General features: G+C 58.6%; 29 protein-coding genes and 7 pseudogenes. 19 read left to right on the top strand and 17 right to left on the bottom strand.

Annotated features, from left to right (window positions below):
* Positions 1–12: 12 nt before the first annotated feature.
* From IHQ71_RS30270 to IHQ71_RS30260, 3 genes are read right to left on the bottom strand one after another with little or no spacing between them, the layout of a single operon-like run.
* A complete protein-coding gene (locus IHQ71_RS30270) occupies positions 13–309 on the bottom strand; it encodes a hypothetical protein (RefSeq protein ID WP_258163426.1) in 297 nt (98 codons plus the stop codon).
* Position 310: 1 nt separating this feature from the next.
* Positions 311–1,105 (bottom strand): SDR family oxidoreductase, encoded by a 795-nt coding sequence (locus tag IHQ71_RS30265; protein ID WP_258163425.1) that lies wholly within the window; start codon positions 1,103–1,105, stop codon positions 311–313.
* 17 nt (positions 1,106–1,122) lie between these two features.
* A complete protein-coding gene (locus IHQ71_RS30260) occupies positions 1,123–2,292 on the bottom strand; it encodes a zinc-dependent alcohol dehydrogenase (protein ID WP_258163424.1) in 1,170 nt (389 codons plus the stop codon).
* 176 nt (positions 2,293–2,468) lie between these two features.
* Between IHQ71_RS30260 and IHQ71_RS30255 the strand changes: the two genes are divergently transcribed.
* The 3 genes and pseudogenes from IHQ71_RS30255 to IHQ71_RS30245 all read left to right on the top strand — a co-directional run bounded on the left by IHQ71_RS30255 (position 2,469) and on the right by IHQ71_RS30245 (position 3,874).
* Positions 2,469–2,969: a DUF4142 domain-containing protein gene (locus tag IHQ71_RS30255; protein ID WP_258163423.1), complete on the top strand. Its 501-nt coding sequence runs from the start codon at positions 2,469–2,471 to the stop codon at positions 2,967–2,969.
* A 16-nt stretch (positions 2,970–2,985) separates the two neighbouring features.
* Positions 2,986–3,282: a hypothetical protein gene (locus IHQ71_RS30250; protein WP_258163422.1), complete on the top strand. Its 297-nt coding sequence runs from the start codon at positions 2,986–2,988 to the stop codon at positions 3,280–3,282.
* An 11-nt stretch (positions 3,283–3,293) separates the two neighbouring features.
* Positions 3,294–3,874: pseudogene (locus IHQ71_RS30245) on the top strand (cysteine hydrolase family protein).
* A 105-nt stretch (positions 3,875–3,979) separates the two neighbouring features.
* On the opposite strand, the gene IHQ71_RS30240 reads toward IHQ71_RS30245, so the two are convergent.
* Entirely contained in the window at positions 3,980–4,120 is a 141-nt protein-coding gene (locus IHQ71_RS30240; RefSeq protein ID WP_258163421.1) for a hypothetical protein, read from the bottom strand.
* A gap of 97 nt (positions 4,121–4,217) precedes the next feature.
* Complete coding sequence (locus IHQ71_RS30235) at positions 4,218–4,394, bottom strand: hypothetical protein (RefSeq protein WP_258163420.1); 177 nt, start codon at positions 4,392–4,394, stop codon at positions 4,218–4,220.
* A 121-nt stretch (positions 4,395–4,515) separates the two neighbouring features.
* On the opposite strand from IHQ71_RS30235, the gene IHQ71_RS30230 reads away from it, so the two are divergent.
* The 5 genes from IHQ71_RS30230 (at position 4,516) to IHQ71_RS30210 (ending at position 9,417) form a co-directional block, all read left to right on the top strand.
* Positions 4,516–4,701, top strand: coding sequence for a hypothetical protein (locus IHQ71_RS30230; protein WP_308737990.1), 186 nt, complete (start codon positions 4,516–4,518; stop codon positions 4,699–4,701).
* 271 nt (positions 4,702–4,972) lie between these two features.
* On the top strand, positions 4,973–5,281 hold the full coding sequence (locus IHQ71_RS30225) for a hypothetical protein (RefSeq protein WP_258163419.1): 309 nt from the start codon (positions 4,973–4,975) through the stop codon (positions 5,279–5,281).
* A 2-nt stretch (positions 5,282–5,283) separates the two neighbouring features.
* Entirely contained in the window at positions 5,284–7,932 is a 2,649-nt protein-coding gene (gene ligD, locus IHQ71_RS30220; protein WP_258163418.1) for a DNA ligase D, read from the top strand.
* Positions 7,933–7,974: 42 nt separating this feature from the next.
* Entirely contained in the window at positions 7,975–8,868 is an 894-nt protein-coding gene (locus IHQ71_RS30215) for a hypothetical protein (RefSeq protein WP_258163417.1), read from the top strand.
* A 48-nt stretch (positions 8,869–8,916) separates the two neighbouring features.
* Positions 8,917–9,417, top strand: coding sequence for a DUF4334 domain-containing protein (locus tag IHQ71_RS30210; RefSeq protein WP_258163486.1), 501 nt, complete (start codon positions 8,917–8,919; stop codon positions 9,415–9,417).
* A gap of 159 nt (positions 9,418–9,576) precedes the next feature.
* Here the strand turns inward: IHQ71_RS30210 and ligD (IHQ71_RS30205) are convergent, their stop codons facing one another.
* The 3 genes from ligD (IHQ71_RS30205) to IHQ71_RS30195 are packed head-to-tail and all read right to left on the bottom strand — an operon-like array spanning position 9,577 to position 12,341.
* Entirely contained in the window at positions 9,577–10,620 is a 1,044-nt protein-coding gene (gene ligD, locus IHQ71_RS30205) for a non-homologous end-joining DNA ligase (RefSeq protein ID WP_258163416.1), read from the bottom strand.
* A complete protein-coding gene (locus IHQ71_RS30200; RefSeq protein WP_258163415.1) occupies positions 10,617–11,429 on the bottom strand; it encodes a Ku protein in 813 nt (270 codons plus the stop codon). Before IHQ71_RS30200 ends, ligD (IHQ71_RS30205) begins: the two co-directional genes overlap by 4 nt.
* A gap of 15 nt (positions 11,430–11,444) precedes the next feature.
* Complete coding sequence (locus IHQ71_RS30195) at positions 11,445–12,341, bottom strand: Ku protein (RefSeq protein ID WP_258163414.1); 897 nt, start codon at positions 12,339–12,341, stop codon at positions 11,445–11,447.
* 199 nt (positions 12,342–12,540) lie between these two features.
* Between IHQ71_RS30195 and IHQ71_RS30190 the strand changes: the two genes are divergently transcribed.
* The 3 genes and pseudogenes from IHQ71_RS30190 to IHQ71_RS30180 form a co-directional block, all read left to right on the top strand.
* Positions 12,541–12,717, top strand: coding sequence for a hypothetical protein (locus IHQ71_RS30190; protein ID WP_258163413.1), 177 nt, complete (start codon positions 12,541–12,543; stop codon positions 12,715–12,717).
* A gap of 6 nt (positions 12,718–12,723) precedes the next feature.
* A complete protein-coding gene (xth, locus tag IHQ71_RS30185; protein WP_258163412.1) occupies positions 12,724–13,494 on the top strand; it encodes an exodeoxyribonuclease III in 771 nt (256 codons plus the stop codon).
* 75 nt (positions 13,495–13,569) lie between these two features.
* A pseudogene (locus IHQ71_RS30180) lies at positions 13,570–14,252 on the top strand (IS5 family transposase); the annotation flags it as partial.
* 97 nt (positions 14,253–14,349) lie between these two features.
* Here IHQ71_RS30180 and IHQ71_RS30175 read toward each other — a convergent pair.
* Positions 14,350–15,121: pseudogene (locus IHQ71_RS30175) on the bottom strand (SOS response-associated peptidase family protein).
* A 295-nt stretch (positions 15,122–15,416) separates the two neighbouring features.
* Between IHQ71_RS30175 and IHQ71_RS30170 the strand changes: the two are divergent.
* Positions 15,417–15,557 (top strand): annotated as a pseudogene (locus IHQ71_RS30170) (damage-inducible mutagenesis protein); the annotation flags it as partial.
* An 80-nt stretch (positions 15,558–15,637) separates the two neighbouring features.
* Positions 15,638–15,910, top strand: coding sequence for a PAS domain-containing protein (locus tag IHQ71_RS30165; RefSeq protein ID WP_258163410.1), 273 nt, complete (start codon positions 15,638–15,640; stop codon positions 15,908–15,910).
* An 84-nt stretch (positions 15,911–15,994) separates the two neighbouring features.
* On the opposite strand, the pseudogene IHQ71_RS30160 reads toward IHQ71_RS30165, so the two are convergent.
* A pseudogene (locus tag IHQ71_RS30160) lies at positions 15,995–16,429 on the bottom strand (OB-fold nucleic acid binding domain-containing protein); the annotation flags it as partial.
* A 110-nt stretch (positions 16,430–16,539) separates the two neighbouring features.
* Here IHQ71_RS30160 and IHQ71_RS30155 point away from each other — a divergent pair.
* The gene (locus IHQ71_RS30155) at positions 16,540–17,820 is read left to right on the top strand and encodes an NRAMP family divalent metal transporter (RefSeq protein ID WP_258163409.1); all 1,281 of its coding nucleotides are present in this window, start codon (positions 16,540–16,542) and stop codon (positions 17,818–17,820) included.
* A 397-nt stretch (positions 17,821–18,217) separates the two neighbouring features.
* On the top strand, positions 18,218–18,619 hold the full coding sequence (locus tag IHQ71_RS30150; RefSeq protein ID WP_258163408.1) for a GFA family protein: 402 nt from the start codon (positions 18,218–18,220) through the stop codon (positions 18,617–18,619).
* A 668-nt stretch (positions 18,620–19,287) separates the two neighbouring features.
* Here the strand turns inward: IHQ71_RS30150 and IHQ71_RS30145 are convergent.
* Positions 19,288–19,512, bottom strand: a complete 225-nt coding sequence (locus tag IHQ71_RS30145) for a hypothetical protein (protein ID WP_258163407.1) — start codon at positions 19,510–19,512, stop codon at positions 19,288–19,290.
* Between the two features lie 871 nt (positions 19,513–20,383).
* Positions 20,384–20,533 carry a hypothetical protein gene (locus tag IHQ71_RS30140; protein WP_258163406.1) on the bottom strand — a complete coding sequence of 50 codons (150 nt, stop codon included), beginning with the start codon at positions 20,531–20,533 and terminating at the stop codon, positions 20,384–20,386.
* A gap of 255 nt (positions 20,534–20,788) precedes the next feature.
* On the opposite strand from IHQ71_RS30140, the gene IHQ71_RS30135 reads away from it, so the two are divergent.
* Positions 20,789–21,073, top strand: a complete 285-nt coding sequence (locus IHQ71_RS30135; protein ID WP_258163405.1) for a DUF1236 domain-containing protein — start codon at positions 20,789–20,791, stop codon at positions 21,071–21,073.
* 163 nt (positions 21,074–21,236) lie between these two features.
* Positions 21,237–22,115, top strand: a pseudogene (locus IHQ71_RS30130) (alpha-amylase family glycosyl hydrolase).
* A 218-nt stretch (positions 22,116–22,333) separates the two neighbouring features.
* Here the strand turns inward: IHQ71_RS30130 and IHQ71_RS30125 are convergent.
* From IHQ71_RS30125 to IHQ71_RS30110, 4 genes are all read right to left on the bottom strand, one after another.
* Positions 22,334–22,669 (bottom strand): hypothetical protein, encoded by a 336-nt coding sequence (locus tag IHQ71_RS30125; protein WP_258163404.1) that lies wholly within the window; start codon positions 22,667–22,669, stop codon positions 22,334–22,336.
* A gap of 100 nt (positions 22,670–22,769) precedes the next feature.
* Positions 22,770–23,171, bottom strand: a complete 402-nt coding sequence (locus IHQ71_RS30120) for a GFA family protein (protein ID WP_258163403.1) — start codon at positions 23,169–23,171, stop codon at positions 22,770–22,772.
* Entirely contained in the window at positions 23,168–23,542 is a 375-nt protein-coding gene (locus IHQ71_RS30115) for a GFA family protein (RefSeq protein WP_258163402.1), read from the bottom strand. Before IHQ71_RS30115 ends, IHQ71_RS30120 begins: the two co-directional genes overlap by 4 nt.
* Positions 23,539–23,796, bottom strand: a complete 258-nt coding sequence (locus tag IHQ71_RS30110; protein ID WP_258163401.1) for a hypothetical protein — start codon at positions 23,794–23,796, stop codon at positions 23,539–23,541. The genes IHQ71_RS30115 and IHQ71_RS30110 overlap by 4 nt, the downstream gene beginning before the upstream one ends.
* A 280-nt stretch (positions 23,797–24,076) precedes the next feature.
* Here IHQ71_RS30110 and IHQ71_RS30105 point away from each other — a divergent pair, with 280 nt between their 5' ends.
* On the top strand, positions 24,077–24,631 hold the full coding sequence (locus IHQ71_RS30105; RefSeq protein ID WP_258163400.1) for a DUF4142 domain-containing protein: 555 nt from the start codon (positions 24,077–24,079) through the stop codon (positions 24,629–24,631).
* A 485-nt stretch (positions 24,632–25,116) separates the two neighbouring features.
* Here IHQ71_RS30105 and IHQ71_RS30100 read toward each other — a convergent pair.
* Positions 25,117–25,245: pseudogene (locus tag IHQ71_RS30100) on the bottom strand (DDE-type integrase/transposase/recombinase); the annotation flags it as partial.
* A gap of 61 nt (positions 25,246–25,306) precedes the next feature.
* Between IHQ71_RS30100 and IHQ71_RS30095 the strand changes: the two are divergent.
* On the top strand, positions 25,307–26,152 hold the full coding sequence (locus IHQ71_RS30095) for a substrate-binding domain-containing protein (protein ID WP_258163399.1): 846 nt from the start codon (positions 25,307–25,309) through the stop codon (positions 26,150–26,152).
* Positions 26,153–26,344 lie beyond the last annotated feature (192 nt).

Genomic DNA, 26,344 nt, shown 5'->3' with positions numbered 1-26,344 from the left:
CGGCTGAACAGATCAGAGTTTTGTGATCTCGACCGCACGAACGATCAACTCCTTTTGTTGGAAGGTCCGTTCCAGGCGTTTGCGGTAGGCTTTCCACCAATCCGCATCGATCTCGTCGACCATCACTTCGACAGTGACGACACGGTCGCGCTCAAGCTTTCCGCCATCCTCCCACAGGCCGTCAGCAGGCGAGTTCAAAAATCCCGTTGCGCCGCCGAATTGATCGGTGAGCTCGCCAAGAATAGCCTCAAAACTCACCCTATCGTCATCCGACACCACGACGGGAAGCAGAAGTTGGATCAGGTGCACGTTAATGCTTGCCCGATCCCGGCTCCGCCATCTTGCGATGCTGTTCCGCCAGCATTTCCGCCGGCGTGATGTTGGCTACCGCCGCCATCACCTTGTTCCTGAAACCGCTGACGACGTCACCCTCTCGAGCCATCAAGGCATCGAATCCGACACGTGCGACGTCGGCCGGATCGTCCTTCTTGGCCTGGCCGACGCTGGTGTCCAGCATGTCGGCCCGTTCGAAGAACCTCGTATCCGTTGCGCCTGGCATCAGGCAGGTTACGGTTACACCTGAATCCTTGAGTTCGTTGCGAAGCGCAAACGAGAATGAGTTGAGATAGGCCTTTGTGCCGTTGTACACAGCCTGGAACGTGCCCGGCATGAAACCCGCGATCGAGCCTGTGATGAGGATTCTGCCGGAACGTTGGCTCCGCATCAGGTTGCCGACCGCGTGGATCAACTCCATCGTCCCCGTCACATTGGTGTTGATGATGTGACGGATGCTATCGAGGTCCTGATCAAGGAAGCCATGACCCAGGCCCACGCCGGCGTTCGCCATCAGCAGCTCGACCTGGCTTCTATGCCCCTGGATACTTTCCACGAGGGACTTCACCCCTTCTGTCGTGGCGAGGTCTGTCTTGACCGACTCAACACTCACGCCAAATGCGCGAAGCTCATCAGCGGCGTCGCTGATGTGGGGTTCGTCCGCGGCGATGATGAGATCGTAGCCCTCCTGAGCGGCCATCTTTGCAAGCTCGAAGCCAATGCCGCTTGATGCTCCGGTGATGACAGCAAGTTTTCCAATTGCGGAAGCCATGGGATTCTCCTTGTAGTTCAGGGTTTAAGCACGACCTTGATGCAGCCGTCCTTTTTGTCTCGAAAAGTTTTGTAGAGATCGGGTCCGTCTTCCAGCGAACCCCGATGCGTGATGACGAAGGACGGATCGATCTCGGCCTTCTGAATGCGCTCCATGAGGATGGGCAGATAATGTTGCACTGGTGTCTGGGCCATCCGGAACGTCAGGCCGCGATTGATTGCCGATCCCATTGGAATCTTGTCGACGAAGCCGCCATACACTCCGACGATGGACACCGTTCCGAAGTTGCGGGTGCAATGAATTGCTTGCCGGAGCACATGCGGCCGGTCCGTGCCCATGAATGTGGCGACCTTGATCCGGTCAACCATGGAGTCAAAGCTTGCCATTGTCTCGGGTTCAGTCCCAACCGCGTCGATGCAGGCGTCCGCCCCGCGGCCCTTGGTCAGCTCTATGATCCGGTCGTAAATGTCCTCCTCCATGAAGTCGAGCGTGAGCGCGCCGGCGGCCCGCGCCAGTTCCAACCGCTCGGGCACCGTGTCGATCGCAATCACTCTTTCGGCTCCGAGGAGGAACGCGGACCGGATCGCCATCTGGCCTACGGGACCACATCCCCAGATCGCGATGGTATCTCCAGGCTGTATGTTGCAGAAGTCGGCAGCCATGTAGCCCGTTGGGAAGATGTCACTGAGAAAGAGAACCTGCTCGTCGGTGAGCCCATCCGGCACTTTGATCGGACCCACATCGGCATAGGGAACGCGAATATATTCCGCCTGACCGCCTGAGAAGCCGCCTAGCAGGTGCGAGTAGCCGAAGAGACCCGCGGGCGAGTTGCCCCATAGCTTGGCGGCTTTGTCCCTGTTCGGATTTGACCGTTCGCAGCCCGAGAAGAAGCCTCGCTCGCAGAAGAAACAATCGCCGCAGGCAATGGTGAAGGGGATAACCACGCGATCGCCGATCTTGAGCTTGCTGTTCTCCCTCCCGACATCGACAACCTCACCCATCGTCTCGTGACCGACGATGTCGCCATGTTCCATGGATGGAATGACGCCGTCGTAGATGTGGAGGTCCGATCCGCAGATCGCGCATGCCGTCACTTTGATGATCGCGTCGCGGCCATCTTCGATTCTTGGATCGGGGACCTCTTCGCAACGCATGTCGCCCTTGCCGTGCCAGGTCAGTGCTTTCATCGAGGGATGCCTCTCGGGATCAATGGAACTGAGGCAAGAACGGCAGACCGGACTCGTGGTTCCTGAACTTCGGAACATGACCCAGATTTGTTCGCCAGCGTCCGATAGCGCACCGAGCGGCCACCGCCGGAACTTCGGAACACAGTCGCCGTTAGAGGCATCAAAGGAGACTTCACATGAAGACGGCAGTGATCATCGCATCGGCGACGTTATTCTGGCTACCGCTTGCGACCTGGGGTACTGCAGCGGAATTGGCGCCGCACGGCTTCGCGGAGAAAGCTGCGCAGTCCGACATGTTCGAGATGGAAGCCGCCAAACTCGTGCTTGAGAAAGGCGAGAGCGACGAAGTCAAGGCTTTTGCGAACGACATGGTCAAAGACCACGGTCATAGCACGCACAATCTTAAGGAGGCCGCAGCAAAGGACAGGGTCACGCTGCCTCCGGATTTGAGCCCGGAACTGCGAGAAAAGCTCGAGTCCCTGAAGCCGCTTTCGGGTCCGCAGCTCGACGCCGCCTATGTTTCTACCCAAGTCTCGGTTCACACGGAGGCCGTTGAGCTATTCGACAAATTCTCGAAGGACGGGGAGGGCGGGGCGCTCAAGAGTTTCGCGTTGGCAACCTATCCAACGATCCGAATGCACCTGATCAGAGTGAGGAGCTTCAATGTCGAACAATGACGCTTGGGAGATGAAGATGACTGACAACGACAAGGTCGAGAACCCCCAGCTGGTTGATAGCCACGGTATGGTGTTGAACAATGGTCCAGACGTAAGGCCACGGGAGGCGAGTGACGCACAGTTAGAATCGCTCAAAACCGAAATCGAAAACCTCCGGCGGTCCGTCGCTGCGATCGCTGCGAACGCCAAAAGCTTTGGAGCTGACAAGATCGAGCTCGCAATCGCGGATGTCGAGGAGACACTTAAACGCAATGTCTTCATGTCCGTCGGCATCGCGGCGCTCATTGGCTATGCCTGGGGCAGGATCAAGTAGGGACACCTGTCATGCTGGGAAACTGGCGTCATCTGTGCGTCGACATGCAGCGCATGTTTGCTGAAGACACGCCGTGGCGAGTGGCATGGATGGAAGCCGGTGTCGCCCCAGGTCGTCGAAGTGGCCGCCCGGCATAGCGAACGTACGGTCTTTACACGGTTCATACCCCCAAAAACACCGTCCGAAGTCTCAGGACGGTGGCAACAATATTATGAAAAATGGGTGGATGATGACGCGGGAGCATTTGCCTCCTGAAATGGTCGGCCTTGTGCCCGAACTCGCCAGGTTCTGCCCGCCGGCTGCGGTTTTCGACAAGCAGACATACTCGCCTTGGATAGACGGACAACTGCACTCCGCCTTGCGACATCACGAGGTTGGCACACTGGTGTTGACCGGCGGAGAGACGGACGTTCGCGTCCTGGCGACCGCGCTGGGTGGCATCGACCTTGGGTATCGCATCATCGTTTTGAAGGACGCAGTGTGCAGCGGGGCGGACGAGACACATGATGCGTCTTTGACGCTGTTGGGCGACCGTTTTTCGGTCCAGTTGGAACTGCTGACCACGGAGGAGTTCCTATCTGGAATTTCCTGATCTGGGTCAGCAAGCGAAACGTGGCGCGTGCACTACCCGTCGGCTCGTGGCTTTCGGTACTTCGCACTCGACAGACGTGATGCAATCACTTGAGTATCGCCGCGACTAGACCATGCGCCAAGGCGCGTCAGCTTTTAGATAGCAGTTCTTGGTGGCCTTCTCGTACAGTTGGTCGATCGTCAGATCACTGCCTTCAACAAGGTCGCGGATACCAGCCAGCTCGAGTTCCTGCGCGGTTTCAAGCAACGACAACTGTTCCCGGACGATTTGGCGACACGACCTGATAGGGCCAGTCAGTTGCATCGTGGTATCTAGTCGACGCTCGTGCACCAGCAGGATCGCGTCACCGGACGAAGCGGTTTTCCGGCGCGAACGCGGCGAGAATGGTCACGCCCGCCGAGTAGATGTTGGATTTTCCGACACAGTAGGCTTGTTGACCACTGTGCGAACGGAAAAGCTTGATTTCGAGAGCGATGCGCCGCGCGGCATCTGCGTCGCCGCCATCAGTATTGATCTCCATGATAAGCGGGGTGCCTAGGTGCGGATTGCCTCGAGGCGCCCGAGCACAAATGGCACGGTGCTCGCTGTGACGAGACGACCCTGATTCCCCATTCAATCGTATTTTGATCGGAGACTCCCTGATGAAGCAGGTCGTCGAGTACAAAGGCATTCCCGTTGCCGTCCTCATTCCGGCTGACAACCATCTCGCTTTTTTAGCCGTTAAGTTTGATGTTATCGATCTCGATGGCAGACGCTTTTCATCGGCCGCAGAAGCGCGCGAGGCCGTCAGGGCCCATGTGGCAAAGCGCGAGCCACTCGCCGCGTAGTCGCGCTCATCGGGAGTTCCGATTGGGGCGAAGCTGTCATCCAATTCATAGCGAGCTCTGCGAGGGTGGGACGCCCTGAATAAGACCACCCCGAGCGCCGCAGCTTCTCGGCATCGACACATCGTATCTGTGGATTTGAATCCGCGCCAATAGAGTAGACGAGCATTGCGCTTTAGCTGTCGCTTTTCAGCGAACTCGTTTCCGCACCGCGAAACCACCAGGCGCCAGACGCGTTTCCGTCCTGTGAACATCAGTAGCAGGAGACAGCCAAATGGCGCATGACAGCACGACGACGATCCAGGCGACTTTCGAAACCCGGGAAGCAGCCGGTCTTGCCGTCGAACATCTGGTTCAGCAGCACGGCATTTCAAGGCCGGACACTTTCCTCCAATCCGCAACCGATCGCAACACGGCCGGCTCCCTGCCGTCGGGCGGCGACGCCTCCCATGATGACGGACCGCGCTCCGACGCGCCGCTTCGAGGAGAGATCGAGGTCTCGGCAGACATAGCATTCAACCGGATTGCCGCCGTCCAGCCCCGTCTCGGGGACGCCGGCGCGTTGCGTCTATCGAGCCACTGAGCATGGCTGACAATCTTTCCAAATACCGCGCCAAGCGCGATTTCAAGAAAACGGGCGAGCCGAGCGGTGAAGCTCAGGTCAAACCTTCGAACCGTCGGCGCTTTGTGATCCAGAAGCACGACGCGACCCGTCTTCACTATGACCTTCGGCTCGAACTCGACGGCGTCTTCAAGTCCTGGGCCGTGACCAAAGGCCCGTCGCTCGATCCGCACGACAAGCGGCTGGCTGTCGAAGTTGAAGATCACCCGCTGGACTATGGCGATTTCGAAGGCACCATCCCGAAAGGCCAGTATGGCGGCGGTACGGTGATGTTGTGGGATCGCGGCTACTGGGAGCCGGAGGGCAACCGGACGCCGGAAGAAGCGCTCGCCAAAGGTGATTTCAAGTTTACGCTGCAGGGCAAGCGGCTCCACGGCAGCTTCGTCCTCGTGCGGATGCGTCATGACCGCGATGGCGGCAAGCGGACCAACTGGCTGTTGATCAAGCATCATGACGACTTTTCGGTCGAGGAGAACGGAGCCGCCGTCCTGGAGGAAAACGCTACGTCGGTGGCTTCCGGCCGAACGATGGAGGCGATCGCATCCGGAAAGGGCAGGAAGCCGAAGCCATTCATGATGCAGAATGGCGACGTCGAGGCGGACGCGGTTTGGCATAGCAATCACGGCCTTGCCGCCGAGGAGCGCAAAGCGGTTCTGAAGACCGCGAAAAAGCCGTCAGCCGCCAAGCGGGAGAAATCCACCATGCCGGATTTTATTCCGCCGCAGCTCTGCGAAACTCTGGCCCGCCCGCCATCTGCCGACGGCTGGATCCATGAGATCAAGTTCGACGGATATCGCATCCAGATGCGCATCGAGAATGGTGATGCAACCCTCAAAACCCGCAAGGGTCTGGATTGGACCGCCAAATACCCCGCAATCGCCACCTCAGCGTGCGCGCTACCGAACGCCATCATCGACGGTGAAATCTGCGCTCTTGACGAAAACGGCGCCCCGGATTTCGCGGCACTGCAGGCGGCGCTGTCCGAGGGAAAGACCGACGATCTCGTATACTTCGCCTTCGACCTTCTCTTTGTGGGAGAAGAAGATTTGCGTGAGCTGCCGCTCACTGAGCGAAAGCAACGTCTGGCGTCACTCTTGTCGGAAGCCGGCGAAGATCCGCGCCTTCGTTTCGTCGAGCACTTTGAAACCGGCGGCGACGCAGTTCTCAAATCTGCCTGTCGGCTGTCGTTGGAAGGTATTGTTTCAAAGGTTGTCGATTCACCATATCAATCGGGCCGTACTGACACTTGGGCGAAATCGAAATGCCGGGCAGGGCATGAAGTCGTCATCGGCGCCTATGCCAAGACCAACGGCAAGTTCCGCTCCCTGCTTGTCGGCGTCAATCGCGGCGACCACTTTGTCTATGTCGGCCGCGTCGGTACTGGATACGGCGCCAAGACCGTCGAGACACTCCTGCCCAAACTGCAGGCTATGGAAACATCCAAATCACCGTTCACCGGGATTGGTGCGCCTAAGAAGAGTCCTGATATCGTCTGGTTGAAACCCGAGCTTGTTGCCGAGATCGAGTTTGCCGGCTGGACGGCCGATGGCCAGGTGCGCCAAGCGGCATTCAAGGGCTTGCGGGAAGACAAGCCGGCTGCAGAAGTCAAGGCCGAGAAGCCGGCCTCACCAGCCAAAACCGAGGTGCCCGATCCCGACACGTCGAAACCGGCGCCAAACCGCTTCCGCAAGGGCGCGAAGGTGGAGGTTATGGGCGTGATGATCTCCAGTCCCGACAAGCCGCTATGGCCGGATGCCGGTGATGGAGAGCCTGTGACCAAGGTCGATCTGGCGCACTATCATGAAGCCGTCGGTTCCTGGCTGATCGACCATATCAAGGGACGCCCCTGCTCGATCATTCGCACACCCGACGGCATCGGAGGAGAACAGTTCTTCCAGCGCCATGCCATGCCGGGGACATCGAACCTGCTGGAACTCGTCACGGTGTTTGGCGACAAGAAGCCCTACCTGCAGATCGATCGCGTCGAGGGTCTCGCTGCCATCTCCCAGATCGGGGGCGTCGAGCTTCATCCCTGGAATTGTGAGCCCGGTCAGCCGGAAGTGCCTGGCCGTCTGGTGTTCGATCTCGATCCTGGTCCTGAGGTCGAGTTCTCCACCGTCGTCGAAGCCGCTCGCGAGATCCGCGACCGGCTGGACGAACTCGGGCTCGTCAGCTTCTGCAAGACGACGGGTGGCAAGGGACTGCATGTGGTGACGCCGCTGGCCGTGCCGAAGGGCAAGAAACTCGGCTGGGACATCGCGAAGGGCTTTGCCCATGATGTCTGTGAGCAGATGGCTCGCGACAATCCGGATCTCTATCTGATCAAGATGGCCAAGAGCCAACGTGAGGGCCGCATCTTTCTCGACTACCTGCGCAACGATCGCATGGCGACGGCGGTGGCGCCTTTGTCTCCGCGAGCGCGGCCCGGCGCCACCGTGTCGATGCCGCTGACATGGACCCAGGTCAAAGCGGACCTCGATCCGAAGAGATTTACGGTCCGTACGGTCCCTGCGCTGCTTGCGAAAAGCTCGGCGTGGCAGGATTATTGCGACGGTCAGCGGCCGCTTGAACAGGCCATCAAACGCCTCGGAAAATCCAGACAAGCAGCATGAGCGTTCGGCCAAATCCGAGGCCACAATGTTGCGGTAAGGAAGATGGAAGAGCAACCGAACGACACCGCCCCAACTGAGCCGCGTGTTGGCGCAACGACCGACCTGCCGCACGATCGCATAACTGTGCAGCACTTTCGGGAATCTTTCCCTCGCGCACGCTGGAGCGACAGCCTGAATGCCTGGTTCGTGCCCGGCCGCACCGCCGAGAGACGCATCGGTCGCTGGCTCGCCGAGATGGAAGCGGAGGCCGATGCGTTTGCCGACGAGAAGGGCAGGGACGCATTCGCCTTCGATCCGATCGAAAGCCGCTATCTCGAAACCACGCCTTCGGCCTTTCAAATCCGGACGCCCTACTCGCGCACGGTCGTGAACGAAATTCGAGAAATCCCGTCTGCGCGCTGGGACGCGGATCGCCGGCTGTGGACTGTCCCTTACCGATCATACGACGAACTCCGACGACGATGGCCGGCGATCGAGGCGGCAGCTGAGCGCAATGAACCCGAGGCAAGGAAAGCGCGTCGCGAGGCATTCAAGGGCACGGAAGAAGAGGAGGCATCGAAGGCGAGATCAAGTGAGCGTCGTCGAAAACGCTATCCGGTGCCTGCGCATGATGTCCCGCCGTTCGAGCGTGCGGTCGGTACGCATGTCGGTGTCGTTATCTTCATCGGCACGGATGGTGAGCTGGCAGATCCCGCGACTGTCAGTGCGTTCTATTTTCCTGCAGGCCAGAGCGAGGAGCATTTTTGGGTGTCGTGGCGACCTGGTTCGCTCGAGGAACTGGTGACGACCTGGCCGGCACGTACGTCACCCGGGGAAGAAGAACGCGCGCGAGGATGGTGGCTGCCAGACCTGGAGGAGTTGCGGACCGCTCGGCAAAAGGCCAGATCAAAACTGCGCACTCAACAGCGTAGGGAAGAGCAGGGCGATTCGGCGTGAATAGTCCCTCGCATCACCGGGAGAGGAGCGTTCGGATTGAGTAGGCAGATGCAGAACGCGCTTGGTGAGTTTCAAAGCTTGCCGCCGATCGAGCCGCGCGAGATGATCGGACTGTGGACCGGTCGGACCTTTCCGTCCGGCCATCCGTTCGACGGCGTGCTGGAAAACCTCGGCTGGTTCGGCAAGCGGTTTACGCCGGACATGCGCGCCGATGCGCTGCTGTTTCGTTTCGACGAGCGGCGACTGATCCCCATCGATCCGGCAAGAATAACGCTGCGCCTCGCCCTCCGTTTTCACAAAGTTGGCAGGACGCGTGCCGCAAAGAACCTGTTTTCGTATCTTCAGCGCGGGTTTCGGGCGAAAGGTCCCGTGGCTTCGCTCAAGACCATGTCGTTCCAAGGCGTGGCGAGTGCCGCGATGGTGTATGACGATCAGCCCATCGTCGATCATTTCCGCAGAGTGGGTGATCGGAAAATCATGGGAGCAATGACGATCCAGGTAGACGATCGGATCTATTTCTTCGAACTGGAACGGGTTGATGAGCCGTGAGCGTTGATTGGTTGGGCAGGGCTTGAATTTCCTGGAGCGAGCTATCATCTATCGGCCACTACCCGTTTTGATGACCGCTTACCGAGCAGCTTGTCTGTCGCGTGCGGTTGTCCGGGTCTGACAGGGCGCTCCCCGCAAGGGTCGAGCGCCCTGTTCATTTTAGCTGGCCGGCCGTTCGCTCATGTCAAAGACTGCGGCATTATCCTGAACCTCGCGAAGGCCCTTATAAGATGCGTGGCGCAAACTGCCGTCGTGGGTCCAGCCCCGGAAGTCGATCTCGGCGATCAACGTCGGCTGGGCGAACACAAGGTTCTTGCCCTTGAGCGGCACGACTGGTTGTGTTGTCTTGAGCTTGTCGAGTGTCTTGCGAAGGTATTCGGCATCCTTCATGTTGAACCCGGTTCCCACGGAGCCGACGTAGACCCAGTCGTCTCCGTTTCGGCCAGCGAGAAGCAGGCTGCCGACTCCGCCCCGGGCCGACGCCGATTGCTCATAGCCGACGACCATGAAGCTCTCGCTCTGCACGCATTTGATCTTCAGCCAGTCGCCGGTGCGGCCGGACCGATAGGTGCTGTCGCGATGCTTGGCGACGATACCTTCCAGCCCGAGGGCGCAAGCATTTTCCAGGAGCTTGGCACCGTCGTCGCTGACCTCCTCGGACAGTTGGATCGCGCCGTCGGCGCCATCCAGCAGATCCTCGAGCAGATGTCGTCTCACAGAGAGCTCCGTCCCCGTAAGATCGTGGCCGTCGAAATAGAGTAGGTCGAAGGCATAGAGGATGGATTCCGTCGATGTCCGCTTGCCGCCACGTCCGCCCAGTGATTGCTGCAGAGCCCCGAAATCCGATCGGCCGTGTTCGTCGAGCACGACGGCCTCACCATCCAGAATGGCTGTTGCGACGCTCAGGTTCTTAGCCGCCGCTGCGATTGCCGGAAACCGGTGTGTCCAGTCATGGCCGCCGCGCGTGATGATGCGAACCTCCTTCGGCTCGATATGGATCGCCAGCCGATAACCGTCCCACTTCACCTCATAGACCCAGTCTGGTCCCGCCGGCGCAGTGGTCTTCAGCAATGCCAGGCATGGTTCGACACGGTCGGGCATCGGATCGAACGGAAGGTTCGGCTGGGCTGGATCGCGGCGCCGGCGTGGCTGAGACTTGGCGACCTGGTCGTCCTGGAGAAGCGGTTTGGCACGTCTGCTCATTTACTGGTCCGGTTTTCCGCCGCGACCGACTTGCGCAAGGCATCCATGATGTTGACGACGTTGTTGGGCGGCGGTGAGGATGCGGGAGCCTTGGTCGTGCTCTTCGATGGCTTCCTGAGCGCTTTCTTTTTCGTGTTGATGATGTCGAGCAGCCGATCCTGGACTGGGTCGATGACCAGTTTCGGCGTCCAGTCCTGGGTCTTCTTTTTGATCAGCTGCTGGATAAGGGGCATCATGTCGGAATCCGCCTTCTCATCGCCAATGCCCTCGAAATAGCTGTCTTCATCCCGGACCTCGTCACCATACCGCAATGTCCAGAGAACGATACCCTTGCCGCGTGGCTCCAGCATGACGGCGCGCTCGCGCCGGGTGATGACCAGCCGTGAGATGCCGACCATGTTCTGGGATGCCATCGCATCACGAATGACGGAAAAAGCTTCCTGACCGACCGGATCGTTGGGGGAAAGATAGTACGGCGTGTCGAGCCAAATCCACTCGATGCTATCGCGAGCCGTGAAGGTCGAGATATCGATCGTCTTGGTGCTGTCCAGCGCGACATTCTCGAGCTCTTCGTCTTCCAGGATGATGTACTCGTCCTCACCGCGCTGGTAGCCTTTGACTTCGTCCTCTTCCTTCACTTCTTTACCGGTGACGGAATCCACATAGTGGCTGACGACACGGTTCTGTGTCTGGCGATTGAGGGTGTGGAAACGAACCTTCTCGCTCTCGGAGGTCGCCGGCATCATCTGCACCGGACAGGTGACCAGAGAGAGCTTGAGATAGCCTTTCCAGTAGGGGCGAACTGCCATGACGAACTCCTCCGGTCAGCCGGCCCGACGCGTGGGCGCCGCGGCGGCTTTTGACTTCGCGACGGGCTTTGCTGCCTTCGCACGAGCCGCACCCTTATTGGCGTTTGCCGCGGTGCGCTTTGGTGCGGCCTCCTTTGCGCCCAGACCGGCGCTTTCGCGCAGCGCATGAAGAAGATCGCTGGGCTTCGACGCCACGGGAGCCTTCTTCTTTGGCAGCGAACGGCCTTCGATCTTGGCTTTTACCAGCTCGGCAACGGCGGCTTGATAGCGGTCGTCAAACGTGCTCGCGTCGAAACTGCCCTTCTTTGTGCCGATGATGTGTTCGGCAAGTTCGAGCATTTCGCCTTCGATCCTGAGGTCGGGCATGTCCTCGAACGCTTTCTCGGACGATCGGACCTCGTAGTCGAAGTTGAGCGTGTTCGCGATCAGGCCCTTGCCGTGCGCGCGAATGAGAACGGTGCGCATCCGGCGGAAGAGAACGGTCCGAGCGATGGCTGCGACCTTTTCGTTTTTCATGCCATCGCGCAGAAGCACGAAGGCATCGGTGCCCATCTTGTCAGGCGCCAGATAGTAGGGCTTGTCGAAGTAGGTCGTGTCGATCTGCGAGCAGGGGATATAGGCTTCGATCTTCAGGGTCTTGTCGCTCTCGGGCACGGCTGCCGCGACTTCATCCGGCTCCAGGAGGATGTACTGGCCATTCTCGATCTCATAGCCTTTGACCTGGTTGTCGCGTTCGACAGGAAAACCGGTCTCGCTGTCGACAAACTCGCGTTTGACCCGGTTTCCCGTTTTGCGATTGAGCGTGTTGAAGGCGATACGTTCCGAAGACGATGCTGCCGTGTAGAGCGCCACCGGACAGGAGACCTCTCCGAACTTGATGAAGCCTTTCCAATTCGCTCTTGGGCTAACCATGATAACGCGACTCCTGACGCAACTCAGGCGATTCAAGCGAATCAACAGCGAATCGTTCCGAGTCAAAACGAATCATTTTTCAATGACTTAGCTGGTGGCCGCCGCTCGCATTGCGAGTCTCGCGTAGAGTCCTGATTCGCATGCATCTTTTTGAAGCCGCGCGCGTTTCCAAGTGGAACAACCCCAAGGGAGTCCTGCCATGAGCAAGCGTGAACTTGTCGATACCGGTACTGATAAGCGCTATGTCCGCCGCGATGAAGACGGCAAGTTCAAGGAAAGCGTCGATGTCTCGCGATCTCTGTCAGCCGATGCGCGTCATGATGCGAAGAACGACGCCAAGCCGGGTCAGGGTGATCAAGGCGATCGTAAGCGCTGATATCAGGTGAAACTCGCCACCTACAATGTCAACGGCATTAACGGCCGCCTCGACTTGCTGTTGCGTTGGCTCGCCGAGGCGGAGCCAGATGTTGTGTGTCTTCAGGAACTGAAAGCCCCGGACAACAAGTTTCCACGTCGGGAACTGGAGCGCGCCGGCTACGGCGCCATCTGGCATGGTCAGAAATCCTGGAATGGGGTGGCCATTCTAGCGCGTGGACAGAATCCGCTCGAAACGCGGCGTGGTCTTCCGGGCGATCCGGACGACAGTCACAGCCGCTACATCGAGGCAGCAATCGACGGAGTGATTATCGGTTGCCTCTATCTGCCCAACGGCAATCCTGCTCCCGGGCCGAAGTTCGACTACAAGCTAGGCTGGTTCGAGCGGCTACATGACTATGCGGCGGAACTGCTCGAGCTAGGTATTCCAGTCGCTCTCGTCGGCGACTTCAATGTCATGCCGACCGACCTCGATGTCTACAAACCTGAACGGTGGCGGGACGATGCGCTGTTCCGACCGGAGGTGAAAGCGGCCTACGCCGCGCTCGTTGACCAGGGCTGGACGGACGCGGTGCGGCACCTTCATCCCGATGAGCGGATCTACACATTCTGGAAGTATTTTCGAAATGCCTTTGCCCGCGACGCGGGGCTGCGGATCGATCACTTCCTGCTAAGCCCCGCACTTGCTGACAATCTCAAGCAGGCCAAGGTCGACAAGTCGGTCAGAGGCTGGGATCACACCAGCGACCATGCGCCGGTGTGGATCGAGTTGCATTAGGCTCCAAACCCAATCAAACTATTGATTGTATTTTTGCCTTGTGATTCACTGCCATGACAATGGGAGCTTTGGATCATGGCAGGAGAGTTCTGGCTTAGCGATCAGCAGTGGGCCGTCATTGCGCCTCTGCTTCCGACCAATCAACCCGGCGCGCATCGCACTGACGACCGCCGGGTGATCAGCGGGATCATTCATGTGCTACGGTCGGGCTGTCGATGGCAAGATTGTCCTGCCTGCTATGGACCGGCAACGACAATCTACAACCGGTTTCATCGCTGGTCGGCACGGGGAATCTGGCGTCGGTTGTTTGAGGCTTTGGTGCAAACCAGCGATCGGGATATCCATATGATCGACAGCACCTCTGCCAAGGCCCATCGATCAGCGGCCGGCGGAAAAGGGGGGCGGATGGCGAAGCAATCGATCGCTCGCGAGGCGGCAGATCGACAAAAATCCATGCTGTTGTCGATGGTTGCGGCCGTCCCATCGCACTGCGAATAACGCCTGGACAGCGTGGCGACGCACCCGTTGCCATTCCGCTGCTCGCGCCTCTGCCTCCGAGCCGCCTATGCGCCGCAGACACTGCTTACGACAGCAATGCTTTACGCGACTTCCTCATCAAGCGCGGCACCGAGCCGGTCATTCCCAACAATCCTACTCGAAAGAGGATGCAACCCTTCGACCCTGTCGCCTACAGGCGCAGAAATATTATTGAACGCACCTTCTGCCGTCTCAAGGATTGGAGGCGTGTCGCGACACGATATGACAAGCTGATGCTCAACTTCGCAGCGACATGCTACATCGCTGCTCTTGTCATCTGGTGACCTTGATTGAGTCTGGAGCCTAGACCGGTCAGGCTCAGAAAAGGCTCGCCGGGGCAACCGGTTCTCCGGCCTTCGTTACGATCGTCGAGCCGTAAGGCTCCCGGGATGCCACGATGAGCGCGTCGTTGGGCAATGGACGGGCAAGCGCTTTGGCCTCGTCCCACGGCGCGCGCATCCAAACATCGGTCTCCTCGTTGGTCAGCAGGAGGACCGGCATGGCCTTCTCATGAATTGGCTTCACAAGGTCATTCGGATCGGTGGTCAGGAAACCATAGAGATCATCGGTCGTCAGTCCGTCCTTAACCTTCCGTACGCTTGTCCATTGTGGGACATGGATGCCAGCAAAGAACATCAGGAGCTTGCTTTCATCGCGCGCGAACCAGGCGTTTGGGGTCCTGCCGCCCTCTTCCTTGCTGGCTGGATCGGGCTCGGCAAAACTGGTCACAGGAACAAGGCAGCGATGCTCGACACCAAACTGCTTCCAGTGCGGAAAATTGAGAGTGCGGACATTCGTGGTGCCGCCATCCACCTGATCACGCAGCAGGGCCTCAAAGTCGACCTCCTTGCCCTTGGCTCGTAGTTTTTCGGCTTTCTTTCTCGGCCTCTTTCTTCAGGGCGAATAGCGGGGAGGGCAGGCCCCAACGCGCATGCACCAGCTGCTTTCGACCAACGGCCGTATTGCGCACGATCGGCCCCATCTGATCCGGGTTCATTTGGTACGCTGGCATGAGATTGATCATGCTCTCGGCATCCTGAGCCCATTTGGCAACCCAATCCTTGTCTTCCATGCGGTACAGATTGCACATGGGCAGTGACCATTCCCGTGAACACTGCTGGTATCGTAACCGATGGAATTGCCAAATGCCAAGCGGCGGATCACAAGTTGCGAATCCGGGAATTTATTTCCACTCCGACCAAATCTCCGCAATCGGTCCAGGGCCATGATTCGCAAAGCGAATCTCTTGGTTTCCTAAGTTGAGAGATAATATTCCTATTCTTGGTTGCTTGACTCTTTGACGACATCGGAACAGATAGAGAACATCTGCATTCGAACGACATGAAGTCGATACTCCAACACGGCCTTCAAGGGACGCGTGAATGATGACTGCTGCCCGCAACAGGGTAATTACCGATCTACGCGATCGCATCGCTTCTCTTGAGAGCGGTTCGACGAGAAAGGTCGGCTGCCTTGCTTTTGGGGTTTCCGAAATAGACGCAGTGCTTCCGGGCGGCGGTCTGGCCAAACGTCCACACCACTTTCAGAACTTTCTGCCGGTTTTTGCTTTCGCTTGGAAAGCCTCCAGCGCCCTTGAAGGGCCATCATGACCAATCAGCCAACCAACGCTCCAGAACTCGCTTTCGATTTCGCGCTGGCCGTCGTTCTATCATCCGACACGCCCCTACTGATGCTCGACGAAAACCTTCTCATTTTAGCAGCCAGCGAGTCCTTTTGCCGCGCGTTCCAGATCAATCCCGCCGACGTTAACGGCAGGCCAATGGCGGAATTGGGCTCGGGTGAGTGGGATATCCCACAGCTTGGCTCCCTGTTGAAAGCGACAGCGTCTGGATTTGCAGAAGTTGAGCATATGAGATGAAGCTACAATGTCCTGACCGGCCTGTAAATGGCCGGGCACATCAATGGGTGGAGCTAGAACACCACCGGCGACAGGGTGGATTCCTTAGTGAAAATTCCTGGCCTTCACCTTCAGCGTATCGATATGAAGGTCGGGGACGAAAAAATCCCTCGGCTTGACCGCCGGCGCTCGATCCCGCGAATCCGGACTTCCCGGCGAACCGTGGGCAAACTCGTCGCCGCGGCCCGCCGGCAGCTTGAACGCCCCATCACGATCGGCCAAGGCCGATAGGTCGCCCGAAAGATCGAACAGCTGCTGGGCGATGAGGTGCACGACCTCCCCTTCCCGTTGAATGCAGCCATTGATCGCCATCATGCTCGATCCGAGCACGACGCATCGACGCCGCTCGAAGAGCTTCGGCCAGACGACGACGTTGGCCGGACCGGTCTCATCCTCGATCGTCAGAAACATCACGCCTTTAGCCGATCCGGGCATTTGACGGACGAGAACGAGGCCTGCCGTCATCAGCCACCGTCCATCAATGTCGTGACATCGCCCGATGACGACAACGGGACGCCCTCTTTCGGATCAACGGAACTCGTATCGCTTTCCGCGCATTGTCGCGGCACAGAAACTCTCCGGATGATGCAATGGAAGCACCTGCGCCACTCGGCAGGAAAACCCTGCAGGAAAGCCCAAGCTTTTTCAAGGCGCTGGGACCGGGGCTCGTTACCGGAGCGGCGGATGACGATCCGAGTGGGATCGCCACCTACAGTCAGGTGGGTGCCCAGTTCGGCTACACCCTCGGCTGGACGATGTTGTTCACGTACCCCCTCATGACGGCCGTCCAGGGGCTGAGCGCGGGCATCGGCGCGGTGTCCGGCAAGGGCCTCGCAAAGAACCTAAAACTCCATTACCACCGACGGCTGGCCTACGGCGCGATGGCTTTGCTGTTCACGGCAAACTTCATCAACATCGGAGCCGATCTTGCCGCGATGGGAGCGGCGCTCCGGCTGCTCGTGGGGGGGCCGGAAGTCGCCTACGCGCTCATGTTTGGCATCCTCTGCGCCATGATTCAGGTCTTCGTGCCTTATGCCGCTTATGTCTCCATTCTGAAATGGCTGACGCTGTCGTTGTTCGCCTATGTGGCAGTCGTGCTGGTGGTCGGCGTGCCATGGGGAGAAGCACTGGGCGGCATCGTGATGCCCACATTCGAATTCTCCGGGGACCACTTCACCGCCTTCGTCGCCATCCTCGGCACCACGATCAGCCCCTATCTCTTCTTCTGGCAGGCGGGGGAGGAGGTTGAGGAACTGAGGCGCCGGAAGCTCGCCCGCCTGCGGCGCAACCCCGAGATGGCCGAACCCGAACTCGGCCGCATTCGGATGGACACGCTCGTCGGCATGGGAGTCTCCAACCTCGTGGCGCTCTGTATCATCGTGGCGGCGGCAGCGACGCTGCATGTGAACGGCGTCGACAAGATCGAGACCTCGGCCCAGGCTGCGGAAGCGCTCAAGCCGGTGGCGGGGGAGTTCGCCTTCGCGGTCTTTGCGGCGGGCATCATCGGAACCGGACTGCTCGCTGTCCCGGTGCTGGCGGGTTCAGCCGCATACGCCGTCGCCGAGAGCTTCGGTTGGCCAGAAGGCCTGGACAAGAAGCTCAAGGAAGCCAAAGCCTTCTATGCCACGATCGTTGTCGCCACGCTCGGCAGCATCGCCGTCACCATGCTGGGCATCGACCCGGTTCGCGCCTTGTTCTGGAGCGCAGTGGTCAACGGCGTGCTCGCGGCGCCGATCATCGTCCTTATGGTCATGATGGCGCGGAACCCCGCCATCATGGGAGAGCTGAAAGCCCCGCGCTGGATGGTCTTCATCAGTGGCTTCACCGCGCTCGTCATGAGTCTCAGCACCATCGGCATGCTCCTGTTCTGACCCTACCGCGCCGCGTCGCTTTGTGGAACGGCAATGCTGCAGGAGGGGAGATCACCCATGAAGTCTGCCAGACGGACATCTGAGTTCGGACCCCACGTCGAAATCAATTCATGGATTCGATTCCACGTGAACGGATCGCGGGACATCCGAGCCAGCCCACGATGCGGTTTCAACTCAAGCCTGATTTCGGGGACGTCCGGCAGTCGGGAAAAGTTTTTCGTTCACGTCTTGGACTCTTCAGACCGAAACCCCGATGTGCCAGATTCGCGTCCTGCTTCGGACAACCGTCAGGATGCCGAGGGCAGGGAGGGGGAGGCGGCTTCCCCCTCGTTCATTGATTGTGAGAACTTCGTTCCGAGCTGACATCTCGACCATCACCTTGCGCCGGAGAAAGAGCATGGCTGTTGAACGAATACGTACAGGAGGATGCCTTTGCGGCGCTGTGCGCTATGAGGTCCGAGGCGAGCCTAATCAGTCGGGGCTGTGCCACTGCCAAACGTGTAGAAGGATCACCGGCTCCGCGTTTTCCGCAACCGCGAACTGGCGAGCCGACCAATTCCAGATATCCGGAGAAATTCGCACCTTCGAGAAGAGGTCGTTCTACCCGGTCTGCGGCTCTCGGCTCTTCTATTTTCTGCAGGACGGCGTTGAGGTGTTCTTGGGGACTCTCGATGATGCGCCCAACGCGATCATGCCGACGGTCGAAGTGTGGACCGTTCGACGTGAACCTTGGCTCGCGCCGGTCATTGGAGCCATCCCTCACGACAAGAACGAGATTCCCTTCTGCCGTTCGCTTTAAGAACTTTCAGCATCGTGTCCTCGGTTCAGATTGGTCGCGTTCAGGCGTGCCAGGGCGCAAGCATTATTCGAGCGGTAGTAATCATAACTTCGGGACGTGCTAGAGTATTTAAGGTCGTCGCGAGGAAGAGCTCTTGGAGCTCAGGTCTGATCCTGGGCTTTTGGGTCGGTGGCGCGCGCAGCTGACCCTTAAAATTGCGAAGGGGAGGCCCGCCAGCACTCCCCTTTTGCCCCGCGGAGTCCCCCTAGACGAAGCATGCGACCAAGTTAACCCTGAAAAACCCTGGGTGATATCCCAACATGTTGCGAGTCAGGCCGCGGCCCACGTTGAACATACAGGAACGACGATGGACCTCGCGGCACCCTTCGAACCGCTGGTGGGGAACTATGGCGCGCTGGCTGGCCTATTCGCCACCTGGCTGCGTCACTCGCTCGTAAGAAAGTAATTTTCCAATGAACGATTACTGCTTGCGAAGCGTCTACACAAAACGGGAGCAAGCGCGTGACCTATTCAGCCGGGATGGATTTAATGTGGGACCCGATTACCAAGCACGTGACGGTTATCTTCAACGAAATACCAGTTGCGCTCCTGGGTCCGTTTGCGGACCGTCAGGAGGGTATCGCCGCGGGAGAAGAACGTTGTCGAGCGCTAGGTTGGGACCCCGGCGATCAGGACCGCGAATAACGCTCCCTCACTGTTGGTTCGCAGGCGGCGAGCAGACCCGCCGCCTCAGTGTATCCCTGACGATACCGGCGCATCACCAAATCCGAAATGTCCTGCCGGCTCTCATCAGTATCGTAGAACCAATCAGCGGAACTCAGCGCTTCATATACCGTCTTGATAATCTGGAATTGCGCCTGGTTTGCGCTCGTTTCTCTCGAGATTGCCTGCATATCGGGCTCCATCGTTTCTTTGCAGCCGATACGACAACCTGAACTGCGACTTGCGCGCACGATAGGGCGAGCGCAGTGAACCTAATGTGAACGAAGAGAGCGACCGAGGCGGCGGGCCATAAAGGCGCGGGTAGTCGCCGGCCGGTCTGCTCTTACCTCGAACAATTTGGTCCTGTGGGCAATTACTAAATTTAGCACTCGCGCAAATGGCAGTAGGCCGTCGCCATCAATTCTCTGCTGGAGGCGCCGCGTTCAGTAAGCTGGAAATAGCCGGGACAGTGCGCCGGCGCGCATGGCTTCCCAAGTTCAACGGCTTTCTCTGAAGAAGGTGGATCCAATGGAACTTCATGCAACACCGTTCTATCACAAGTCGGTGGTATCATTTCGCGCGCTTCGTAGGAGGACGGAAAGCCCGGACGAACCGGGCCTCAACGGTGACGGCATGCTGAACGAAATCCGGCGCAGCGCGTCCGCGACCAGCGAGGGCTCTGTCGAGGATCTTGTCAATGAACTTGGAAATCTCCTTACGTCGGCGAGCGCCGCCCCTCGATCGAATGAGGCACCGCCGCACTCAGCGATGCGATGAACCCTTGGTCCGCTCGCTCGCGGGTGTCTGGAAACATCCTTCAGGGTGCCGCTTTCCACCACTATGCCGGCATCCAAGAAGACGACGTGGTCGGCGACGCGGGAGGCGTAGGAGGGGACGAGCCCGGTCCCGAACGCCAATCGGCATGTAGGCCCGATTCGAACAGTCTCGCCCATCGTCGGGAACAATTTTCTCGCTTGGTCCACAGAGGCCTAAAATTTGCCGCTCGTCGAGAGAGCTGATTTGTCAGCGAAATCAAAGCGAGTGGCCGGCCCCCTTCTTTCGTCACTTGGCCTCATAGTCGATGCCGTAGCCCGAGACAGGGGGCGAGCCGATCTGCGCAGCGGACAACAACAACGAGCTTGCGGCGAGGAACAACGAGGCGACGGCCAACGCCAGTGGGCGTAGGGGACGACGGGGTTCAGCTTTCGGCATGAGAGCCTCCATGGGTTTCCGAGGCAACCTTACCCCGGCACCCATTGTTCCTTCACGTTCGATGCCGCTCTTTAACAAACCGAAATTGGAACGCGAGTGTCATGTTTTTGCAGCTGCCGTTGCGGGAAAGACCGGCTGAAGACGGCGGAAAATCGTAAATAGAACGAGAACCGGAACAAAGACACCCTGCAATCGTTTGCGGCTGGCACCACGCCAATAGCGGCTCGTTCCGCAAGATCTGCAAGGAGAACACAAATGAAAAGCTTAGTAGCCGGTGCCGCGCTGTCGATGGCTCTCGCTGTTCCAGCTTTCGCTCAGGATGTCGTCGTCGTGCCCGATCCCGTCACGACCTGGGTGACCGAACAGCCTATGGATGACGATGTTGTGGTGGAAAAGGATGTCGTGATCGGTGACGCCCTGCCCGACAAAGTCATGATCAAGAATGTCAAGGATCACGACGACTTCGGCTATGCAGTCGTTAACAAGCGCCGCGTCATCGTCGAGCCCAAGACCCGTAAGGTCGTGAAGATCATCGACTGACGGAACCGGCTCCCCGGGGAGGGCGGCAATGCTGCCCTCCGACTTTGCCAACTTCCACGAAATTGAGACCAGATCCCGCGCGCGCCGGCTGCCGCTGGCGCGCCTCGAAGATCGGGAAGGTCGCCGGGGCGGGATTGCCGTGGGAGCGACTCGGAGCGTGCGAATGATCAATGACCGCTGGTACAAAAACGCTGTCATCTATTGTCTTTCGGTCGAGACCTTCATGGATGCAAACGGCGACGGTGTCGGTGACTTCCAAGGCCTGATGCGTCGCCTCGACTATCTCAGCGGCATGGGCATCACGGCAATCTGGCTCATGCCTTTCCAGACCTCGCCCCGCCGGGGACGACGGCTATGACATCTCCGATTACTACAACGTCGATCCTCGCTACGGCACGCTTGGCGATTTCGTGGAATTCACCCATGGCGCCAAACAGCGCGGAATCCGGGTGCTGATCGACCTGGTGATCAATCACACGTCCAAGGATCATCCATGGTTTGAACACGCCAGGAGCGACCGCGAGTCGCCTTATCGGGACTGGTACGTTTGGTCTGACAAGAAGCCGCCGAACGCAAATGAAGGCATGGTCTTTCCGGGCGTTCAGAAGACGACATGGACATACGACGAGAAAGCTAGGGCCTAGTATTTCCAGCGCTTTTACAATCATCAGCCGGGATCTCAATACGTCCCATCCGGAGGTCCAGGCTGAAATCCTCAAGATCATGGGCTTCTGGATCCAGCTTGGCGTTCGCCGGGATCCGAATTTAATGCTGAACTGGACGGAACGGCTCATAAGAATGCGCAAGGAAGCCCCGGAAATCGGCTGGGGTGATTTCTCGACGAGCTGGCGATCCGCTACGACTGGCGCGGCAAACTCGGTGCTGATCCTGCACAACCGGACGCGAACTGATCGATATTGCGGATGGGGCGAGTAGTCACGCGGACGACAAAGGCCGGCATACCGTTGTTCTCGACGCGTATGGCTACCGCTGGTATAGGGCCGGTGGTTTGGATTATCTGCTCGAGCGCCGCGAGATCTAGAACCGCATGACTAAACGCGCGATTGACCGCTTGACGACGACACGGCCGATGGAAATGTTCACGACTGATTCATAATCAGTCTGCTTCGCGAGGACTCTGCGACGCGCGGGAAGGTCCAGGCGGGAATCTTCCCGCAATCTCAATTCTCCGAGCAAAACGCACAATGGCCGAGCGTCTCCTGGCCATTGTGCGTTTGGCTGTGGAAAGCGAGGTTCGGTCTATCGAGCAGGCCACTGCGGCTGCGCTGCACTTTCCCACGCCTTCCACGAAGCGTTGAAGAATGACGACCAAGTCATGGCCGGCAGCAGCGCAAGATGCCAGCTCATCTGCATCAGGTCGGACGATCCGCTGACCGAAGTAGCTTCAGAGACGGGTAGTGCCGACTGGACGTCCTCCGCCAGGGAAGGCAGATTATCGGCGGGCCGGGGCTCTGGTTGGGTATTCTCCCGCAGAGACGGCAGGCCGTCGGCGGTCATAGATGCCGGCTGTTTGTCTTCGATCGGGGACGGCAGGTTGCCAACGGGGATGGGCTCGCCGATTGGGGTCTTGGCCATGAAAAGGCTCCTTTGTTGCGCCGCACCTAAAACCCTCTTTTGTCCCGGCGGTTCCCAACACTGGGAAAAATATCGGCCAGAGCTTGCCAGCGACGCTCGATCAGAATTGTTCCTTCGTTTCCTCCTCTGGAAGATCAGGGCCATTGTCCGCCCAAGCTAGCCGGCTTTCGACGCCGTAATGGCCGGCCGGGCGAATGCCTTCTGGATGATCGAGCGAACCGGCTGTCAATCTGATTAGCTCGTCATCATCATATTGGAGATAGAGTGGCGTCCCGCATTCAGGACAAAAGCCTCGGGTCGCAATGGGAGACGACCGAAACTCCGAGGGTTGTCCCTTCGTCCATTTCAGGTGGCCTCTCCGGGCCTGTACGAGAACCGCAAATGCGCCGCCCGTGGCGCGCTTGCACATGTTGCAATGGCAATATCCGCTGTAGGGCGGATCTCCTTGAAATTCATATCTCATCGCGCCGCAAAGACAGCCACCGGTCCACAATTCGCTCATTTGCGATCCTCCTGATACTGCTCCGCGCCTTCGACCGGTCGAAGCCAACGTTCACGACGTTTGATCCAGAGCTCATAGGTCGGGGTCAGTTTTGTCGGCGCCTCCGCGAGTATTCCGAGCTTGATTTCCGCTTCTCCGTCATCGGCGGAGAACAGTCGGGAGCCGCAAGTGGGACAAAATTGCCTGCCACGAAAGCCTGCCGTCTCGCCCAGATGCTCGAACTTCGCGGCAGGCCAAACGCCGAAAAACGTAAATGCCGATCCGCTTTCTTGTCTGCAGTCGGTGCAATGACATATGCCGATTCTTTTGGGTTCGCCGCGGACCGTGATCTGCACTTGTGCGCATCGGCAGGATCCCGTAATCGTTCTCATGATGTGGGCTCCGTTCGATCATCAACGACATCGGTGGCCGGACGGTCGCCGCCCTCGGCACGTTCGGTTTGCCAACGTCCGTCGGATAGCTGGTAGGTGATATCAGTATCTACACCGCCGAGCTGCTGCCGCGCCGCTGCAGATTTGGCCGCGGCGAACGCGCTGTCATGATCAGGAAACGTCTCGGACCATACGTCGCCCAGACGATATCCAAAACCGCCATCGTGCTCACCAACGTGATAGGTAATCGGCATCTGTCTCTCTCCTTCGATACTGGTGCAAACCCGCCATGAATATCGGCCTATGAACTGCCAACAGCCCATTGAGTTCAGCAAGTCGCGCGACAAGAGATAAAATCTGGCTCTCGGGCCGATGTGAGTCTCTCCTGCAGCAAACAACCTGTCTCCATGAGTTCAGAACGGCGCTTCGGACATGGAACGATTTTTCGCTCGAATTGTTGCGCTGGCTCCACTCAAAGGTCGCGCCACCCATGGCGCAAAGGTCTCTGAGTCTAACCCACAGGAGACCACAACCATGAAATTCATCAGTGCCCTTTTGATTTCCGTCGCGTTGGCCGGCAGTGGCTTCGCCGCGGATAAGGCGACATTCGTGAAGATGGTTTTGAGCAGCACCAAGCTGGAAATAGACTCGTCCAAACTCGCGGTCGACAAGGCGACGTCTCCGGAGGTCAAGGCTTTCGCCGAACAGATGATCGCCGATCACACGAAAGCCGGCGAGGAATTTATGGCGACCCTTAAGAAGGAAGGCGAAGAGGCGCCGGCATCCGAACTCACGACCAAGCATCGCGACGAGCTCCACCAGTTGGAAGGTATAGGCGATCAGGATTTCGACGCCGCGTATGTTTCAATGCAGGAAAGTGCTCACGTGGAGGCTGTCGATCTCTTCCGCACTTATGCTGAAAAGCCTGACGATCCCGTTGGGCGAATTTGCGAAGAAAACCCTGCCCACGCTGGAAATGCACCTGGACCAGGTGAAGAAACTCTCCAAGGCGCAATAAGCTCTAACCCGCGGCGAACGGGATTGAGGTGGAAGACGAGCGGGGTCGGCCATTGCACCGCAAGGAATTAAGACCATGCGCCGCGATTCCCGCAGCCGCGAAGGCTGGCCTGTTCCGTCCTATTGTCGCTGTCTTCCATTCGACAGGTCGATCCATAGACGCCGAAAGGCTGTCCGGGTCTGACAGGGCGGCGCTCCCCGCAAGGGTCGAGCGCCTGTCTTTTCAGACTATCGGCTTTTCGTCCAGATCGAAGAGGGCAAACTCGCCGGCGTCACATTGGCAACCATTTCTGCCCTTAACGATTTGCACCGCAAAGGAGGTCCAAGCAATGAAGGCTGAACAATTCCTTCAACATTGGAAATCGGAACATATCAACAGCGGCACTCAGCAGGCGGACGCATTACACCTTGTCGAGGATCTTCTCGCGGATGCTGAGAAGAAGGACATCAGTCGGGATGTGCTCGCGCAAGCAGCCGGGGGCGGGCTCGTCAGCTATGTCGTTGGCGCTATCAGACAGGCGGTCGAGGAGGAGCTTCGGTAGCCAGATTTCCAGCGACAGGAAGTCAATCGGGTTTCCGTGCTTATCGATGGCACGATACAGGTAACGCCACTTGCCGCGGATCTTGACGTAGGTCTCGTCGATCCGGACCGAGCCACAATGCGGGCGCCGAAACTGGCGCAGCCGCGCGATAAACACCCCGACCCCCCTTGAAGCTATCGAACGCGTCATCGCCAGGACAGGCTATGTGCCGAACCTTCTGGCCGGCGGCCTCGCCTCAAGGCGCTCGCGCTTGGTGGCGGCCATCGTTCCATCGGTGTCCAGCACTATCTTCGCTGAGGCGATCGAAGGTTTGAACGCCGAACTCGTCGCGGCGGGGTATCAACTCCTGCTCGGCCTGTCAGGTTATGACCACAAACGGGAGATGGAACTGACGCGAGCCATCCTCGCGCGCCGGCCCGATGGCACAATCCTGACTGGCATCACGCATCTGAAGGAAACGCGAGCGATGTTGTCGGGGGCAGGCTTGCCAATCGTTGAGATCTGGGATTCGACGCCGTCGCCGCGTGATATCGCCGTCGGGTTTTCGCACAATGAGGTCGGAGCCTTGGTCGCCGAATATCTTATGACGAAGGGCTATGACCGCTATGCGCAAATCGGCGCCAACGATCCTCGTGCTATTCAACGCAGAGATGGATTCATAAAGCGGCTCTCTAATGTGGCAACGGTGGAGCTACCTGAAATCGAGATGAACTCGCCCTCGACCTTTGGCGACGGACGAAAAGCTCTCAGTCAATTGCTGGGCCGGGGAACGGGGTCGCTTGCGGTGTTCGGAAGTTCCGATGTTGTGGCGCATGGGGCGCTCACGGAAGCGATCGCCAGGGGGTGCAGAGTTCCGGCGGATGTCGCAATTGTTGGGTTCGGCGACTTCGATTTCGCACCTCACACTTATCCGTCGCTGACAACAGTCCGCATTGATCGGCGTATGATCGGGACCAAGGCCGCTCAGTCGATTTTACGGAGAATCTCTGGCGAGACGGTCGAGCCCATGATTGAAATCGATTTTGAGATCGTAGCGAGGCAGTCGGCGTAGTCACCAATGGCGGTGTCTGCAGACCCGTTGTTCGTTTGGATCGCGGGACCAAGCAGTAACGCAAGATCCTGCTACCCAGCAGAGCTACTAATCAGGAGCGAGTCAGCCACCGCCGACTGGCGGAATAGATGCATCGACATAATCTGACGCGGCCGAGGAGAGGAAAACAGCTACTATGCCTATGTCGTCCGG

Origin of the sequence: Rhizobium sp. TH2, from assembly GCF_024707525.1 — a bacterium.
Taxonomy (GTDB): Bacteria; Pseudomonadota; Alphaproteobacteria; order Rhizobiales; family Rhizobiaceae; genus Rhizobium_E.
Note: the sequence above shows the minus strand (reverse complement) of the source record. Positions and strands in the feature narration are given on the sequence as shown.